The organism is Synechococcus sp. CS-1326 (assembly GCF_025128115.1).
GTDB lineage: Bacteria > Cyanobacteriota > Cyanobacteriia > PCC-6307 > Cyanobiaceae > Regnicoccus.
This window is the reverse complement of record NZ_JAHLYV010000030.1, coordinates 90,261-106,820: the sequence shown is the minus strand read 5'-3', so window position 1 is coordinate 106,820 and position 16,560 is coordinate 90,261. Positions and strand designations below refer to the sequence as shown.

Genomic DNA, 16,560 nt, shown 5'->3' with positions numbered 1-16,560 from the left:
GCTGTGCTCAAGCGTTTTGCCGCCAGTCTTCTTGTGGGAGCCGCCGTTGCGGCTTCCGCGCTGCCCGCTGCCGCCGCCGTCGACAACGATCTGCCCGTTCGCTGGAACACCGGTGGCGCCGTCTGGTCGACCGGCTTCGACAAGTTCGGCACCTTCCTGGAATCCGGCGCCGTGACCGACCGTGGTCTGGCTGATGGGATCTCCCGCTCCGGCTGGACCGCCGATGAAATCCGCTCGGGCCTTTCCAAGACCTACACCGTCGACCTGGTCGGGGTCTCCCGGTTCCTCTACTCCGATGCCGGGGTGAAGTTCCTCAAGGATCAGACCCGCAGCTACTTCCCCTACTGGAGCATGACCACCTACGCGGTGCCAGCACTGCGCAGCGCAATCATTGCCGATGCGGCTGATGGAACGATCTCTTCGGCCGGGATCATGGCGGCCCTGCCCACCGATTTCCGCCTGGCTGACACCTGCAACACCTACGACGGCAAGCAGAACATCTGTGCGGAAGGCAAGTGCCAGGAGGGAACGGCTCAGTGCACTTCCCTGCTGTCCTGGTATGTCTTCCTGCCTGCCTGCATCCAGGCCAACCAGATGACCGACCCGGTCGCCCAAGTGCGCACGGCTCCTGCTCCTGCTCCCGCTCCTCAGCCCTTCACCCCCGAGCCGATCCGCGGCCTCTGGTGATCCGCCCAGGCTCATTCTGATCGGTCCTCCCCGGACCTGATCCAGACCCAAGCCCCGGTTTTCCCGGGGCTTTTTCATGTCAACCCAGCCCAGCCATCGAGTCGCCGAAACGTCATCGCAACGAGCCTTTGCGTCTGGCGATCAGCAGGCAGTGCACGATGCGTTGGGGCAGCTTCGCGTCGAGGCTGGCTTCAAAGCAGGTCCGCAGAGCCGTGATCTCGTCGTCTGAGAATCCCTGGTTGATGATCTTTCGATAGCTGGCTTCGGCTGCGAACCAGCGTTCCACCAGGCCGGGGCTGAGGGCCAGGGGCAAGCACTCCTGCCAGCCCTCCTCACTCACCCGCCAGCCGAGGCGCTCCAGTTCGCCACGGACTGCCGCCAGGGTCGAGGTGGCCGCCTGCTGCAGCCATGGCTGCTCCAGCGGCAGGCAGGCCTCCAGCCGTTGCTGGTTCTGGCTGGGTTCGGCAGCAGCCCGGTTCTGACTGCCCAGCCAGGCGAGCAGGCTTTCGGCGGGGCCGATCGAGGGAGCACTGAACAGCAGACGCAGTTCAGCGCTGTCGCTGCTCAGGGCGGTCAGGGTCTCCATCCAGCGCTGAACGACGGTGGGTCCGAGCCCCTGGAAGGGCTGGCGAGCAGCCAGCCACTCGAAGCGCTCGCCAGGGTCGAGCTGGGTGAGCAACAGCTCAGGCTGATCAGGTGAGATCAGCCTCAACCTCGGTTGGCGGAGGGCATCAAGCAGCTGCAGATGGGCCTGAAGCCGCTCCAGATCCTCGGGCTGGGCCACGCCGATCACCATCCCCCCCTCCGGTGTGGCTTCGAGCGGATCGATCGCCCAGAGCAGGGAGCGGGCCTCAAGGATCAGCACCCGGTCGTGACGTTGCCAGCCGGCGCCCTGCCAGAAACGCTGACGCAACTGGTCGAGCCGCTCTCCTTCGGCGGCCCCTTGCCGCTGCAGCCAAAGCTCCAGCTGGGGATCAGCTGGGCTGCTGCTGAGCAGTTCCCCTTGCCATGATCCCGGCGCGAGCATGGTTTCCGCCGCCGCAGCGAGCTGGGCAGCCCGGCGCTGCTGCACGCGTCCCTTCAGGCTGCCCTCCCAGCCCAGTCCTCCGGGCTGCCAGAACACCTGCCCCTGCAGGGCACCTGGCAGGTAGGTCTGGGCGACCCAGTGGTCGGCGTAGGCGTGGGGGTAGCGGTAGCCCTTGCCATCGCCGAAGGCCTGGCCATCGCGGTTGCCATCCCGCAGGGGGGATGGCACCGATTGGCTGGCGGCGCTCCGCACACTCTTGAGGGCATCGAAGAACCCCAGCACGCTGTTGCTCTTTTCAGTGGAGGCCAGGTAGAGCGCTGCCTGGGCCAGCGGGTACAGCCCTTCGGGCAGCCCCACCCGTTCGAAGGCGGCCGCGCAGGCCTCCACCACCACCACGGCCTGCGGGTCCGCCAGCCCCACGTCTTCGCCGGCGGCGATCAGCATGCGGCGGAAGATGAAGCGGGGGTTTTCGCCTGCCTCCACCATGCGGGCCAGCCAGAACAGGGCGGCATCGGGATCGGAGCCCCGCAGCGACTTGATGAAGGCGCTGATCGTGTCGAAGTGGGCATCGCCCTGCTTGTCGTAGAGCACGGCCCGCTGCTGGATCGACTCCTCGGCGATGGCGAGATCGATCGTGATGGCGCCGTTTGCATCAGGCTCCGTGGTTTCCACCGCCAGTTCCAGGGCATTGAGCAGGCAGCGGGCGTCACCGCCGGCTACGTCCAGCAGATGGGCGCTGGCGCGCTCCTCGATTTTGATCGGCCTCCCGCCGTAGCCATGTTCGGGATCCGCCAGGGCGCGCACCAGCAGCTGGCGCAGATCTGCCGGCTCGAGCGGCTGCAGGCGGAACAGGCGGGAACGGCTCACCAGCGCCTTGTTCACCTCGAAGAACGGGTTTTCGGTGGTGGCGCCGATCAGGGTGATCGTGCCGTTCTCCACCCAGGGCAGCAGGGCGTCCTGCTGGGCGGCGTTGAAGCGGTGCACCTCATCGATGAACAGGAAGCTGCGCAGACCGTGGCGACCCAGCCGTTCGCGGGCGGCCTCCACCTCGGCCCGCAACTCCTTCACCCCCGCCAGCACAGCGTTGAGGCTGGCGAAGTGGGAGCGGGTGGTCGCCGCGATGATGCGGGCGAGTGTGGTCTTCCCCACACCGGGCGGCCCGTGCAGGATCAGGTTGCCCACCCGGTCGGCGGTGATGGCCCGGCGCAGCAGGCGGCCCGGGCCCAGGATCGCCGCCTGGCCGACGAAATCATCGAGCCGGCGCGGCCGCATCCGATCGGCCAGCGGGGCGATCCGCTGGCGCTGGCGGGAGGCTTCGAAGTCGAACAGATCGCTCATGTCCTTTTATCCCGCCGACATGGGTGACACGCTGGCGGAATGGGTGACAATCCTGTGATCAGAGCGCATCGCCCCGCATTCTTGAGCCTTTCCAGCAGAATCCATCCAACAAGAGTCAACCGCTTGAGCGCTTCTCCCCGCTTCATGCCCCTGGGTACAGGTGCCTCGTTGGCGGCGGTGCTGCTGGTGGTCACCGGCTGTGGCGGCAGCCCGCCGCCGCCGCCCCAGCGCCAGGTGCAGGTGTCCACCCAGCCGGTGGCGCTCGGCCGCTTCAGCAACGACGTGGACACGATCAGCACCCTGGAGGCGATCGAGGAGGTGCAGCTCGCCGCCCAGACCGCCGGCCGCATCGAGCGCCTGCTGGTGCGACAGGGCGATGTGGTGCGGCAGGGTCAGCTTCTGCTGGTGCTCGACCAGGCCCAGGTGCGCGCCGATCTGGCCAGCCTGATCGCCCAGAGAGAAAAGGACAGGCTCAATTACGAACGTTTCGAGTTTCTGGTGCGCCAGGGTGCTGCCAGCGCCCTGCAACGCGACGAATTCCGGGCGCAGTACATCCAGTCACGCGAAGCGGTGGTGGCCCGTCAGGCCGACCTTGCCTTCAGCAACCTCACGGCTCCGATCAGCGGCGTGATCAGTGATCTGCAGGTGAAGCAGGGCGATGTGATCGCCGCCGGGGCCCCCTTCACCAAGGTGGTGCGCAACGATCGCCTGATGGCCCGCGTCGATGTGCCCGGCATCTTCACCGACCGGGTGCGGCCTGGCCTGCAGGTGGTGCTTCAGGAGCCCCTGGGCAATCGGGTGCTGGCCACCGGGGTGGTGAGCTCGGTGGACCCGGCCGTGAATCCCGGCACCCAGTCGCTGCTGCTGAAGGCGGAGTTCCCCAACCCCACCGGTGCCCTGCGCACGGGCCTGCGGCTGCGCACCCGGGTGCAACTGGCGGCTGGTGAGGTGCCCTCGGTGCCATTCGTGGCGGTCACCCAGTCGGCGGGTCAGAGCTTCGTCTTCGCAGTGGGGAGCTTGCAGGATCTTGAGCGCAACCCGGGCAAGGCGAATCTCGAAGCGCTCCGCCAGCTGCCGCCAGGCACCAGCTTCGCCCTTCAGGTGCCGGTCCAGCTGGGGGCCCTGCAGAGCAATCGCTATCCGGTGCTTAAAGGCGTGGATCTCAACAGTCGGGTGATCACCTCCAACCTGCTCACCCTGCGTCACGGCACGCCCGTGACGGTGCAGTAGGGAGCGCCGGATGTCTCCCTCCAACAACTTCATCGTCCGGCCGGTGCTCACCGTGGTGTGCAGCCTGCTGATCGTGTTCGCCGGTCTGATCGCCATCCCGCTGCTGCCGATCGAGAACCTGCCGGACATCGCCCCGCCCACCGTGCGGGTCACCTCCAGGTACAACGGCGCCGATGCCCTCAGCGTCGAGCAAGGGGTCACCGCCGTGCTGGAGCAGCAGATCAACGGTGTCCAGAACATGGAGTTCATCAGCTCCAACTCTTCCGCCGACGGCACCAGCGCCATCACGGTGTCGTTCGCCAGCGGCACCGATGGTGACATCAACCAGGTGAACGTGCAGAACCGGGTGGCCCTGGCCCAGCCCCAGTTGCCCGAAGAAGTGCGTCAGTCGGGGGTGGTGGTCAACCAGGCCTCCACCTCGATCCTGCTGGTGGCCAACTTCGTGAGCGAGGACCCGGCCAACCCCTTCAGCATCGAGACGATCAGCGGCCTGCTCGATCAGGGACTCACCGATGCGCTGCGCCGGGTGCGGGGGGTCGGAGACATCGCCTATTTCGGCAACCGCCAACTGGCGATCCGTCTCTGGCTTGACCCCGACCGGCTGGCCGCCAACAAGCTCACCTCCGCCGACGTGGTGGCCGCCCTCAGTTCCCAGAATCGCCTGGTGCCGGCCGGCCGGGTGGGCGGGGCGCCCGCGCCCGATGGCCAGCTGTTCACCTTCACGGTGCAGTTGCAGGGAAGGTTGCGCACCAGCCAGGAATTCGAGCGGTTGATTCTTAGCACCACCCCGGATGGGGGGCTGATCCGTCTGAGCGACGTGGGCCGGGTGGAACTGGGCGGTGAAAGCTTTGATGTGGGAGCCACCGACCTGCGTGGCGTCCCTTCGGTGGGCCTGGCGGTTTATCAGCTCAGCGGCAGCAATGCCCTGGAGGTGTCTGACGGGGTCAAGGAGGTGATCGACACCTTCGTGGCCACCCTGCCGCCTGGTATTCGCAAGGAGATCATCTATGACAACACCGACTTCATCAATGCTTCGATCGAGGGGGTGACGGGTTCCTTGCGGGACGCCGTTCTGCTGGTGGTGCTCATCCTCTTTCTGTTCCTGCAGGACTGGAAGGCCACCCTGGTTCCCGGTATCGCCATCCCCGTGGCCCTGGTGGGCACCTTCGCCTTCGTGAAGGCCTTCGGTTTCTCCCTCAACCAGCTCACCCTGTTCGGGCTGGTGCTGGCCACGGGCCTGGTGGTGGATGACGCCATCACCGTGATCGAGGACACCTCAACCAAAAAGAAGGAGGGGCTCTCGGCCGTGGCGGCCGCCAAGGCCACCATGAATGAACTGTTCGGTGCTGTGATCGCCACCTCCCTGGTGCTGTTTGCGGTGTTTCTGCCGGTGCTGTTCTTCCCGGGTGCCACCGGCACGATCTACCAGCAGTTCGCCGCCACGATCATCTTTTCGGTGGCGATCTCCACCTTCAACGCTCTCACGTTCTCGCCGATGCTCTCGGCCCTGCTGCTGGCCCGCGAGAGTCCACCCCCCACCCGCCGGGTCTACGCCATCTCCGGTGCGGTGATCGGCGCCATCTACGGACTCCTGGTGAGCGGAGGCTTTGCCAACCCCCTGCCGATTCTGCTGTTCGGCCTGCTCGGGCTCTTGCTCGGCTGGTTCACGCCCACCATCTTTGCGAGCTTCAACCGCTTCTACGCCGGCTTCGAGCAGCGCTACAGCGGTGCGCTCAGTTGGGTGCTGGGCCGCCGCAAGCTGGTGATGGCCCTTTTGCTGGGGGGGGTGGTGCTCACCGGCGTGGCCTTCAATGCCATCCCGTCGGGCTTCGTGCCGGTGGAGGATCAGGGCTATGCCATCGGCTTCGTGCAGGCTCCCGATGGAGTCTCGGTGCAGAGAACGAAACAGGTCAATGCCCAGGTGGCCGAAATCCTGCGCAGTGAAAAAGACATCACCGCGGCGGCGATCTTCAGCGGCGCCAGCCTCGATGGCAATGCCCCCAACCGTGGGCTGTTCTTTTTCGGCACCAAGAACTGGGACGACCGCGGAAATCAGAGCCAGTCGGTGAACGCGATCGTGGAGCGGCTGAACAGCAAGCTCACGGTCATCGACGGGGCCCGGGTGTTCGTGGTGGAGCCCCCCTCGATTCCCGGCTATGGCGCTTCGGGCGGCTTCGAGTTCCAGCTGCTTGATCAGAGCGGTGGCGCCCTCAACCTGCCCCAGTTCGCCGGGGTGGCAGGCCAGCTGATTGGCGAGGCCAACCAGGCACGGCCGGATGGCCGGCCCCTGTTCAGCCGCGTGTTCACCCAGTTCAGCGCCGAGTCACCCCAGCTGGCCGTCACGGTTGACCGTGACCGGCTCGCCACCCTCGGCCTCGACTACGGCCAGGCGATGCGGGTGTTCAGCTTCTATTTCGGTGGCGCCTACGTCAACGACACCTTCCAGGAGGGACGGGTGCGGCGGGTGTATGTCCAGGCGGACGGACCCTTCCGTGCCACCCCACAGCGGCTGAAGGCCATCTTCGTCACCAATGCCAAGGGTGAGTCGGTGCCGCTGGCCGAGGTGATCACGGTGGAGCCGGTCACCGGCCCTTCGATCATTCCCCGCTTCAACCTCTTCCGCTCGATCCGGGTGGAGGGCTCGGCGGCGCCGGGGCGCAGTTCGGGGCAGGCGATCAAGGGAATCCTGGGGCTGTTCAAGGGCCTTGATGTGCCCGGCATCGGCTACGACTGGACAGGCATCGCCCGGGAGGAGGTGAGCGCGGGGGCCCTGGCTGTGGTGATCTTCGCCCTCGGCATCCTGGTGGTTTATCTGGTGCTCGCGGCGCAGTACGAGAGCTACAGCGATCCGCTGATCATCCTGATGACGGTGCCCACCGCCATGCTCGGGGCGCTGATCTTCCTGGGGGCCCGTGGCTATGAGCTCAACATCTACGCCCAGGTGGGGCTGGTGATGCTGATCGGCCTGGCGGCCAAGAACGGCATCCTGATCGTGGATCTCGCCAACCAGCGCATGGCCGCCGGCGCCAGCGCCCTGGAAGCGGCAAAGGAGGCCTCCCGCTCTCGCCTGCGGCCGATCATCATGACGGCCATCTCCTCCCTGTTCGGCTTCCTGCCGCTGGTGCTGGCCGATGGGGCCGGCGCCCGCAGCCAGGCCTCCCTCGGCACGGTGGTGTTCGGCGGCCTGTTGGTGGCCACGGTGCTGTCCCTGCTGGTGGTGCCGGTGTTCTACGTGGTGGTCAAGCAGCTGGTGCCTCCGGCCACCGCTCCGCCCCCCGGCGCTGAAGCAGGGACCCCAATCGAGGGAGCCCCCCCCTGATGGCCGCTCAGGCACCACTGCGGGGGAGCAGGATTCTGCTTGCCGGGCTGATCGGAGCTGGTCTGGGGGCCTTCCTGGCCGTGATGCTGCATGCGGTGGTGACCCACACGCCGGTGGAGGTGAGCCCGCGCACCTTTGCCCTCTTCTTCGGGATCTTCTGTGCCTTCGGGGCCTTTGCCGGCCTCACCCTGGAGACGGTGCGCCAGCTGCAGGCCAGCAACCCCGATCCTGCCTACCACCAGACCTTTTCCCGAGGCAGACGTGACCCTGATCGGCCCTGATCGCCGCAGCAGCTCCCCACCTCAGCCAACTGGTGCCCTGGCAGACGTGGACACCGCTGCAGTTGTGCGCAAGCCTGGATCGCACTCGTGACCAGCCCGTTGCGGCAACCCATTCCCGTTCTGGCGGCCTCCTCCCTGCTGGCTCTGGTCTCCCTGGCTGCCTGTGCTCCGGCGCCCCCGCCTCAGCAGCCGCCTGCTGCCGTCAGGCTGGTGAATCCCCGTAGCGCACTGTTTTCCGATTCGGCCGACTACCAGAGCACGCTGGAGGCCATTCGCGAAGTGAGGCTGGCCGCCGAAATCGCTGGACGAATCGTGCTCATGCCGATGCAGGAGGGGCAGGCGGTGCAGCGCGGGCAACTGCTCTTCCGGCTCGACCAGGTGCAGCAGCAGGCAAGCACCGACTCCGACAGGGCGGAGGCGCGCAAGGATGTGATCAATGCGGAGCGTTATATTTTTCTGAATGATCAGGGCGCTGTATCCACCAAGGAGCGCGACTTCTACATCACCCAGGCGTTGCAGAGCCGCGACATGCTGAAATCTTCGCAGGCCACCCTGGGGTATAAAAATATTACGGCTCCGATCGCCGGACAGGTGGGCAGTATTCAGGCCAAGATCGGTGATGTGGTGCCGGCCGGAGGTGTCGTCACCAGCGTGGTGGACAATTCAATTCTCTGGGTAAGGTTGGATGTTCCCGGCAGCGATGCGGCTCGCGTCAGAGTGGGTCTACCGGTGTTGCTCAGAGCCCCGGATCGCCCGGAACTGAGTGCCAGGGGCGCTGTGAGTTTCGTGGCACCTTCGCTCGACAAGCAGCGCCAGACCCTGCTCGTCAAGGCCACCTTCGCCAATGGGAATGGCGCCCTGCGCAACAATCAGCGGGTCAACGCCACCTTGATCTATTCCCAGGAGAACCTGCTCTCCATCCCGGAGCAGGCGGTGCTGCTCCAGGCCGGCAAATCCTTCGTTTTTCTGGCCGTGAGCCCCCAGGAAGCCCGGCAGCGACTGGGCAGGGAGATTGAGCCGCCGCCGCCGCCGGACTCTCTTGTGGCTGTTCAGGTGCCGGTGAGTCTTGGCACCCTTCAGAACGGCGTTTTCCCGCTCAGGTCCGGCCTGCGATCCACCGATTCGGTCATTCTGGGCAACCTCGCCCAACTGCGCAGTGGCCTGGCCGTGCGGTCCTCCTCCCCGGGTTCGGTGCCTGCTGCCGTTTCCCCCGGGCCTGCCCGATGAGCCTGTCGGACACCTTCATCCGCCGCCCTGTGCTCAGCACGGTGTGCAGTGTGCTCATCCTGCTGGCCGGGGTGATCAGCCTGCCGCTGCTGCCGATCGAAAATCTGCCCAATATCGCCCCGCCCACGATCCAGGTGAACGCCAGCCTGCCCGGTGCCGACGCGCTCACGGTGGAGAGTGCCGTGACCGGCCCGCTCGAGGAGCAGATCAACGGCGCGCCTGGGATGGACTACATCACCTCCACCAGCACCGGTGAGGGCAGCAGCCAGATCAACGTCTATTTCAAGCCCGGCACCAATCCTGATATCGATCAGGTGAATGTGCTCAATCGGGTCCAGACCGCTACGCCGCAGCTGCCGCCACAGGTGAATGCCCAGGGGGTGACGGTTCAGCAGACCTCCGGCAGCTATCTTCTGGTGTACAACATCACGTCGAGTGAGGGGCAGTTCGACCGGAATTATCTCAATGGTCTACTGCAACTCAATCTTCTCTATCCGCTCACTCGCGCCGATGGGGTAGGTCAGGTCAATGTCTTCGGGGCCAGTGATCCGGCTTTCCGTTTATGGGTGGATCCACTGCGGCTCTCCCGTTTCAATCTTTCTGTCACCGATGTGGTGAATGCACTGAAAGCTCAGAACGTGGTGGTGGTTGCCGGCAGCATCGGTGGGCCGCCATCTCTGCCGAGCAACCGCTCCACATTTCCCATTCTGGTGAATGGCAATCTGGAAACAGTGGCTGAGTTTGAAAAGCTCATCCTTTCAAAGGGGCCCGATGGTGGGCTGATTCGTCTGGGTGATGTTGGCCGAGCTGAATACGCTTTTCAGAATTTTAATCAGGCGGCCATCAACGCCATCAGTGGCTATCCATCCGTCGGCTTTGGTGTGATCCAGCTGCCTGGCAGTAATGCGATCACCACGGCCAAGTCGGTGGATGAAGTGCTCACCCAGTTCCGTAACTCCCTGCCACCTGGCGTGCTGCTGGAGAAGGTGTTTGACCAGACTGACTTCATCAACGCTTCGATTGAAGGTGCCCTCGATGCCCTCCGCGATGCGGTGGTGCTGGTGCTGCTGATCATCTTCCTGTTTCTGCAGGACTGGAAGGCCACGGCTGTGCCGGCCCTCGCCCTGCCGATCGCCCTGCTGGGCGCAATGGTGTTCGTGAAGGCCTTCGGTTTTTCGATCAACGAGCTCACCCTGCTCGGCATCATCCTGGCCACCGGCCTGGTGGTGGATGACGCGATTGTGGTGGTGGAGGCCGTTTCGGCGCGGATCGAAGCGGGTGATCCGCCTTTTGTGGCCGCCTCCAATGCCATGAAGGAGCTCACCGGGGCGATCCTGGCCACGGCGCTGGTGCTGCTGGCTGTGTTCGTGCCGGTGGCCTTCTTCCCGGGAGCCACCGGGGTGATCTATCGCCAGTTCGCGCTGACGATCGTGTTCTCGATCATTGTTTCCACCTTCAACGCCATCACCGGCAAGCCGCTGCAATCAGCGCTGCTGCTGGGCGGCGGCAAGACCGAGCCCAGGGGCTGGCGCTGGACCGCGATCGGTGGGGCGTTCGGCGCCCTTTACGGCACCCTGGCCGGTGGCTGGATGCTGGCCCTGCTGCTCGGGGTGGTAGGTGCGGTGGTGGGCAGCTTCCTGATGCCCATCTTCACGGCGTTCAACAAGGCTTTCGAGCAGGTGGCCCGCGGCTATGCCGCCCTGCTCCAGCAGGTGATTCGGCTGAGGAAGCTTGTGGTGGTGGCGCTGCTGGGGGGGGTGCTTCTCACCGGCGTCGCCTTCGTGCTCATTCCCACCGGCTTCGTTCCCACCGAAGACCAGGGCTACGGCCTGGGCATCATCCAATTGCCGGCCCAGGCTTCGATCGAGGCCACCATGGCGGTGGCGGATGAAGCACGCAAGATCATCGCCAAGGAGCCGGATGTGGTGTCCGGGGAGCTGGTGGGCGGGGCCGGCTTCAACGGGGGCTCGTTGAACCAGGGCATCTTCTTTTTCGGCTTCAAGCCGATCGAGCAGCGAACCCGCCCCCAGCAATCGGCTAACGCGATCATCGCCCGGATGAACAAGGGCTTCGCCACGATCCCCGGCGCGATCGTGCTGGCCCAGCCTCCTGCTGCCGTGCCGGGCTTCGGTGCCCAGGGGGGGCTCTCCTTCCAGTTCAACGACCTCAGCAACGGTGGCTACAGCCCCACCGAACTGGCCGGCCTGGCGAAGGAACTGATCGCCAAGGCCCGCTCCACCGGCACCTTCGGCAACCTCTACACCCAGTTCGTCAGTGATGCCCCGGTATGGCGGCTGGATGTCGACCGCGACCGCATGGCCTCGCTCGACATCGATTACAGCGCCGCGATGGAGGCCCTGGGCACCCTCACCGGCGGCAGCTTCGTGAATCAGACCTACGAGCAGCAGCAATACCGCCAGGTGGTTGTGCAGGCCGATGCCAGCCATCGCGGCATGATTCAGGACCTGAACAATCTCAACATCAGCAACCGTGCCGGCGCGCTGGTGCCGCTCTCCAATGTGGTGAAGGCGCGCCTCGACAGCGCCCCGCCGATCATCAGCCACTTCGACCTCTACCGCTCCGTGCTGATCCAGGGGGTGGAAGCTGCCGGCAAGAGCAGCGGCCAGGCGATCGACACCATCGCCGCCGTGTTCCGTCGCTTCAATTTCGCCAACATCGGCTCGGCTTGGTCGGCCCTGACCCGCTCGGAGGTGCAGGCCGGCGCCCTGGCGATCCTGGTGTTCGCGCTCGGGATCGTGGTGGTGTATCTGGTGCTCTCCGCCCAGTACGGCAGCTACATCGATCCGCTGATCATTCTGATGACGGTGCCCCTGGCGATGCTCGGAGCGTTGATGTTCCTGGTGTTGCGCGGCCAGGTGAACAACGTGTATGCCCAGGTGGGCCTGGTCACCCTGATCGGCCTTGCGGCCAAGAACGGCATCCTGATCGTGGATCTGGCCAACCAGCGCATGGAGCAGGGAATGAGCGCCACCGAAGCGGCGATGGCCGCCGCCTGCTCCCGCCTGCGGCCGATCCTGATGACGGCGATGGCGGCCCTGGCGGGATTCTTCCCCCTGCTGGTGGCCTCAGGGGCCGGGGCCCTCAGCCAGCAGTCGCTGGGGGCGGTGATCTTCGGCGGGCTGCTGGTGGCCACCGGGCTCAGCCTGTTCGTGGTGCCGTCGTTCTATGTGCTGATGAAGCAGCTGGAAGCCACCTGGTTCCCGGCCAGCCAGGCCACCGAGCCGGTGCTGCCGGCAGGGCCGGCCGCCTGAGATGCCCCTGCCCCGGCCCGCCGGTTACATTCCGCGGCGCCAGTTGCGGGTCGATCGCCGCCGCGTCGTGCTGGCAGGAGCCATCAACGTCCTTGCGGCCCTGGTGCTGTTGACGCTCGCCCACCGGGTGTCTCGAACGCCCGGCGAGTTGCTGCCAGCGATTCATCCCCGCTTCTGGGTGGTGGTGGTGGGGATGGCAGGCTTCTGCGGCGTCTGGGGGGAAACGCTGCGCCAGATCAGCCTCACCCGCCGCGGCGAGCCAGGTGCCCCCCTCGATCAGCGGGGCGACTGAGCCAGGGCGAAGGTGTCAGGTGATCACCGTGGGCCGCTCCATGCCGGTGCGGCTGCGGATCTCGGCGAGTTGGTCGGCGGCGCTGATCAGATCCCCGAGCGCCTGCTGTGGATCCTGATCCAGGTTGCCGCCGGTGCCCACATAGCTCTCCAGGTAGAGGCGCAGGGTGGCCCCCTGGGTGCCCGTGCCGGAGAGGCGGAACACCACCCGGCTGCCGTCATCGAGCAGCAGGCGCAGACCCTGGCCGCTGGTGAGTGAGCCGTCCACCGGATCGACGTAGCTGAAGTCGTCGGCGGTGGTGATGCTGCGGCCGGCGAAGCTCGCCCCAACCAGGGAGGGCAGCATCCCCTTCAGGCGGTCGTAGAGGCCATGGGCCCGGTCGCTGGCGATCGCTTCGTAGTCGTGGCGGGAGTAATAGTGGCGGCCGTAGCGGCTCCAGTGGCTGGTCATCACTTCGGCCACCGAGCAGCGCCGCACCGCCAGAATCTGCAGCCAGAACAGCACGGCCCAGAGGCCATCTTTCTCGCGGATGTGGTCGCTGCCGGTGCCAAAGCTCTCCTCACCACAGAGCGTGATGCGGCCGGCATCAAGCAGGTTGCCGAAGAACTTCCAGCCCGTGGGCGTTTCGAAACAGGGAATGTCCAGATCCTTGGCTACCACATCCACAGCCGCGCTGGTGGGCATGGAGCGGGCCACTCCGGCGAGCCCGCCCACATAGCCGGGAGCCAGACCGGCATTGGCGGTGAGCACCGCCAGGCTGTCGCTGGGGTTCACGAAGCAGCGCTGGCCCAGGATCATGTTGCGGTCGCCGTCGCCGTCGCAGGCGGCCCCGAAGCGGAAGGCGTCTGAGCCCATCAGCAGCTCGGCCAGCTCATGGGCATAGGTGAGGTTGGGGTCGGGGTGGCCCCCACCGAAATCCTCCAGGGGGATGCCGTTGCGCACCGTGCCGGCCGGTGCCCCCAGCAGCCCCTCCAGCAGGCGGCTGGCGTAGGGACCGGTGACGGCATGCATGGCATCAAAGGCGATCGGAAAGTCGCCCCGCAGCATCTGGCTGATCGCGTCGAAATCGAACAGGCCCTGCAGCAGTGACACGTAGTCGTCGACTCCATCGATCACCTCGATGCTCAGCCCGCCCAGGGTGTAGGTGCCCGGCGCCTCCAGGGAGGGCGTCGCTGCGTCAACGATCCGGTAGCCCTCCAGCTGGGTGGTGGCGCTGTAGATCGCATCGGTGATCGATTCAGGCGCCGGCCCGCCATTGGCCCCATTCACCTTGACGCCGAAATCGCCCTCGGGGCCGCCGGGGTTGTGGCTGGCCGAGAGGATGATGCCGCCGATGGCCTGGTGCTTGCGGATCAGATTCGAGGCGGCGGGGGTGGAGAGGATCCCGCCGGTGGTGGTGATCAATCGGGCCACCCCATGGGCGGCGGCCATGCGTGTGATCACATCGATGGCGCGGCGATTGCCGTAGCGGCCGTCGCCGCCAAGGATCAGCGTGCCCCCCGCCACGCCGGGCACCACCCGGAACACCGCCTCCACGAAGCTCTCCAGGTAGTGGGGCTGCTCGAACTGTCGGCTGCTCTTGCGCAGGCCGGACGTGCCGGGTTTCTGGTCGGTGAAGGGGGCGCTCAGCTCCACATGATTCACTGCTTCGGCAGTGAGGCTGTCGGATGCGCTGCTGGCCATACCACCGAAGACGGGGAATCGCAGGCTAACCCTGCTGTTTGATCGGCACGGATTGGCTACGTTGAGACGGTGCGCTGAGCTGGAACAGATGCGGCTGCTGATGCTTTTCCATGCCATGGGCTCTCTTCTTCCGGCCAGTCTGCTGATTGCCGCCGCCGTTTCAGCCGCCCCCCCCGTCAACGCCGGGTCCGGGTCCGGCGGGCTCGCGGAGGCCGTTCAATCCACCCGCACAGCGGCGGAAGCTGTGCTGTCCCAATCCGGGACGGAGCACTGTCTGCGGGGCAAGCTGACCAACGCCCTGCTTGGCTTGTCGGCCAGTTGCGAGGCCCATGGCCAGCGCTCGGAACTCTGCGCGTTCACGGACCGGGTGGTCGTCACAACCGGATGGACGGTGGCGTTCATGGAAGCCACGTCCCGCCAGCTCCTGGAACTCTCGAGCCAGCCGCTCTCCAGCACCGGCAGCGGGGTGGTTGCCTCCCCCCGACCCTGATCCAGCGGCCGGGTCTCAGTTCCTGCTGGGGCCGATCCCAAATCCTGATCCGCCGCCCGGGCCGGAGGGACCCTGGCCTGCTGGCGGCTTGGTCGCCGGTCTGGCTTTTTCGCGGGCCTGGCAGCGACTGACCAACCGCTCTCCGGCCTGGTCGAGGGCATCGCGTCGTTCGAAGGAGTTGGCCGCCGCCGGCTGGGCTTTCTGGAGAATCTCCCAGACTCCGTCCTTGCAGAACGACGGCAGAAGCGGGTTGTCCATCAGGGGATTGGCCAGGGAGCGGGCACGGCTGCAATCAGCCTCCGCGTTGCTACGGGAACAGGCGAATGTGGCCAGCTGCACCTCCCGCAGGGTGCTGCTGCTCGGGTAGGTGGGCAGCTCCCTGGTCTGGGCCGCGGAGAAGCAGCCCAGGATCATCAGGCCGAACCAGGGGGCGAACAGCGGCAGGGCGACAAGGCGTATTCGACCCATGGATGATCCGATGGCACGGTATCCATCATCGCTGCCGCTCAGACGCCGAGGCGCACGGGTCCGAGCCCTTCGCGCAGACTGCGTTGTCGCGCGATCCAGGACCGTCTGATCCAGGGGCCGATCCAGGGGCTCAGCCTGGCGACCAGCTGGCGCAACTGGGGGCTGCGGGCCAGCAGCTCTCCCTGCCGCGCTTCAGCGCGTTGGAGTGCCTGGGCCTGGAGGATCTCCGGCTCCCGCTCGGCCTGGATGGCGGCGAAGGCCTGGTCGATGGATTGGGGCGTGGGATGGCTTCGCAGCAGGGGCACCAGGTGATTGGCCGCCACCACGGCATCCCGCAGGGCCATGTTGAGGCCCTGGGCCCGGATCGGGCTCATCGGATGGGCGGCGTCGCCGAGCAGCAGCAGACCGCTCCGATGCCACTGGGGCGCAAACCCCACCTGCACGGAAAGCTTCTGGGGTGCCTCGATCGCTGCGGCCTGGGCCCGGAAGTGGGTCGCCAGCCAGTCCGGAGAGAGCAGGGCGAAGGCTTCCGCCCAGGCGGAAGCACTCCGCTCGATCGATGCACCCTTGGTGAGCAGCCAGCCGAGCTGAAGTTCCCCGGCTGCGGTGCCGTGGAAAACACTGAAGCCGCCGCCCTCACCCAGCTGAACCATGAACAGGTTGTCGGCTTCGAAGCGCGGGTGAGCCGGCAGCCTGAACCAGAGCAGGTCGATCGGGCTCTCGCTTCGCTCCAGCACCAGCCCCGTCTTGCCACGCAGCAGCGAGGAACGCCCATCGGCGGCGATCACCAGGCTGGCGGCCAGGACCCGCCCGTCGGCGAGGCGCACCCCGGCCACCCGTTCCTTGTCCATCACCGGGGCCAGAACGCTCTGGCCCGGCAGCCAGCGGAAACCGCCACAAACTGTGGCTCTGGCGATCACGGCCTCCAGCAGAGCCGGCTGGGAGATCAGGGTGCAGGGTCGTTCGGAGCCGATCGGCTCGTCGACGCGGAACAGCTCCCGCCCGTTGACCCGGAAGGACCAGCCATCCAACGGGCGCACCGGGAGGGTGTCCAGCAACGGCGTCAGCCCGATCTGATCAAGTGCCTCGAGGCCTGAGGGCATCAGAGCCTCGCCGCGGAAACGACCGCCCGGATTCCTGGCGGCCTCGATCAGGGTGACGGACAGGCCGCGCTCGGCCAGCAGCAGAGCCAGGCAGGCGCCGGCAGGGCCGGCACCGACAATCACCACCGGCTGCCCCATCGGTG

12 protein-coding genes are annotated in these 16,560 nt (G+C 66.3%); 8 read left to right on the top strand and 4 right to left on the bottom strand.

Annotated elements, in window-relative coordinates:
- Positions 1-3: 3 nt before the first annotated feature.
- Positions 4-687 (top strand): alpha/beta hydrolase, encoded by a 684-nt coding sequence (locus KQ307_RS12180; protein ID WP_259702780.1) that lies wholly within the window; start codon positions 4-6, stop codon positions 685-687.
- Positions 688-799: 112 nt separating this feature from the next.
- Here KQ307_RS12180 and KQ307_RS12175 read toward each other — a convergent pair whose 3' ends face one another.
- Entirely contained in the window at positions 800-3,052 is a 2,253-nt protein-coding gene (locus KQ307_RS12175; protein WP_259728103.1) for an AAA family ATPase, read from the bottom strand.
- A 123-nt stretch (positions 3,053-3,175) separates the two neighbouring features.
- Here KQ307_RS12175 and KQ307_RS12170 point away from each other — a divergent pair, with 123 nt between their 5' ends.
- The 6 genes from KQ307_RS12170 (at position 3,176) to KQ307_RS12145 (ending at position 12,673) form a co-directional block, all read left to right on the top strand.
- Positions 3,176-4,282: an efflux RND transporter periplasmic adaptor subunit gene (locus tag KQ307_RS12170; RefSeq protein WP_259728102.1), complete on the top strand. Its 1,107-nt coding sequence runs from the start codon at positions 3,176-3,178 to the stop codon at positions 4,280-4,282.
- A 10-nt stretch (positions 4,283-4,292) separates the two neighbouring features.
- The gene (locus KQ307_RS12165) at positions 4,293-7,601 is read left to right on the top strand and encodes an efflux RND transporter permease subunit (protein WP_259728101.1); all 3,309 of its coding nucleotides are present in this window, start codon (positions 4,293-4,295) and stop codon (positions 7,599-7,601) included.
- A complete protein-coding gene (locus tag KQ307_RS12160) occupies positions 7,601-7,882 on the top strand; it encodes a hypothetical protein (RefSeq protein ID WP_259728100.1) in 282 nt (93 codons plus the stop codon). The genes KQ307_RS12165 and KQ307_RS12160 overlap by 1 nt, the downstream gene beginning before the upstream one ends.
- A gap of 87 nt (positions 7,883-7,969) precedes the next feature.
- Positions 7,970-9,109: an efflux RND transporter periplasmic adaptor subunit gene (locus KQ307_RS12155; protein WP_259728099.1), complete on the top strand. Its 1,140-nt coding sequence runs from the start codon at positions 7,970-7,972 to the stop codon at positions 9,107-9,109.
- Positions 9,106-12,381 carry an efflux RND transporter permease subunit gene (locus KQ307_RS12150; protein WP_259728098.1) on the top strand — a complete coding sequence of 1,092 codons (3,276 nt, stop codon included), beginning with the start codon at positions 9,106-9,108 and terminating at the stop codon, positions 12,379-12,381. The genes KQ307_RS12155 and KQ307_RS12150 overlap by 4 nt, the downstream gene beginning before the upstream one ends.
- Position 12,382: 1 nt before the next feature.
- On the top strand, positions 12,383-12,673 hold the full coding sequence (locus tag KQ307_RS12145; protein ID WP_259728097.1) for a hypothetical protein: 291 nt from the start codon (positions 12,383-12,385) through the stop codon (positions 12,671-12,673).
- A gap of 15 nt (positions 12,674-12,688) precedes the next feature.
- Here the strand turns inward: KQ307_RS12145 and KQ307_RS12140 are convergent, their stop codons facing one another.
- The gene (locus KQ307_RS12140) at positions 12,689-14,356 is read right to left on the bottom strand and encodes an alpha-D-glucose phosphate-specific phosphoglucomutase (RefSeq protein WP_259728096.1); all 1,668 of its coding nucleotides are present in this window, start codon (positions 14,354-14,356) and stop codon (positions 12,689-12,691) included.
- A gap of 115 nt (positions 14,357-14,471) precedes the next feature.
- Here KQ307_RS12140 and KQ307_RS12135 point away from each other — a divergent pair, with 115 nt between their 5' ends.
- The gene (locus KQ307_RS12135; RefSeq protein ID WP_259702789.1) at positions 14,472-14,846 is read left to right on the top strand and encodes a hypothetical protein; all 375 of its coding nucleotides are present in this window, start codon (positions 14,472-14,474) and stop codon (positions 14,844-14,846) included.
- A 15-nt stretch (positions 14,847-14,861) separates the two neighbouring features.
- On the opposite strand, the gene KQ307_RS12130 is transcribed toward KQ307_RS12135, so the two are convergent.
- Positions 14,862-15,314, bottom strand: coding sequence for a hypothetical protein (locus KQ307_RS12130; RefSeq protein WP_259702790.1), 453 nt, complete (start codon positions 15,312-15,314; stop codon positions 14,862-14,864).
- Between the two features lie 38 nt (positions 15,315-15,352).
- Positions 15,353-16,555 carry an FAD-dependent oxidoreductase gene (locus tag KQ307_RS12125; RefSeq protein ID WP_259728095.1) on the bottom strand — a complete coding sequence of 401 codons (1,203 nt, stop codon included), beginning with the start codon at positions 16,553-16,555 and terminating at the stop codon, positions 15,353-15,355.
- Positions 16,556-16,560 lie beyond the last annotated feature (5 nt).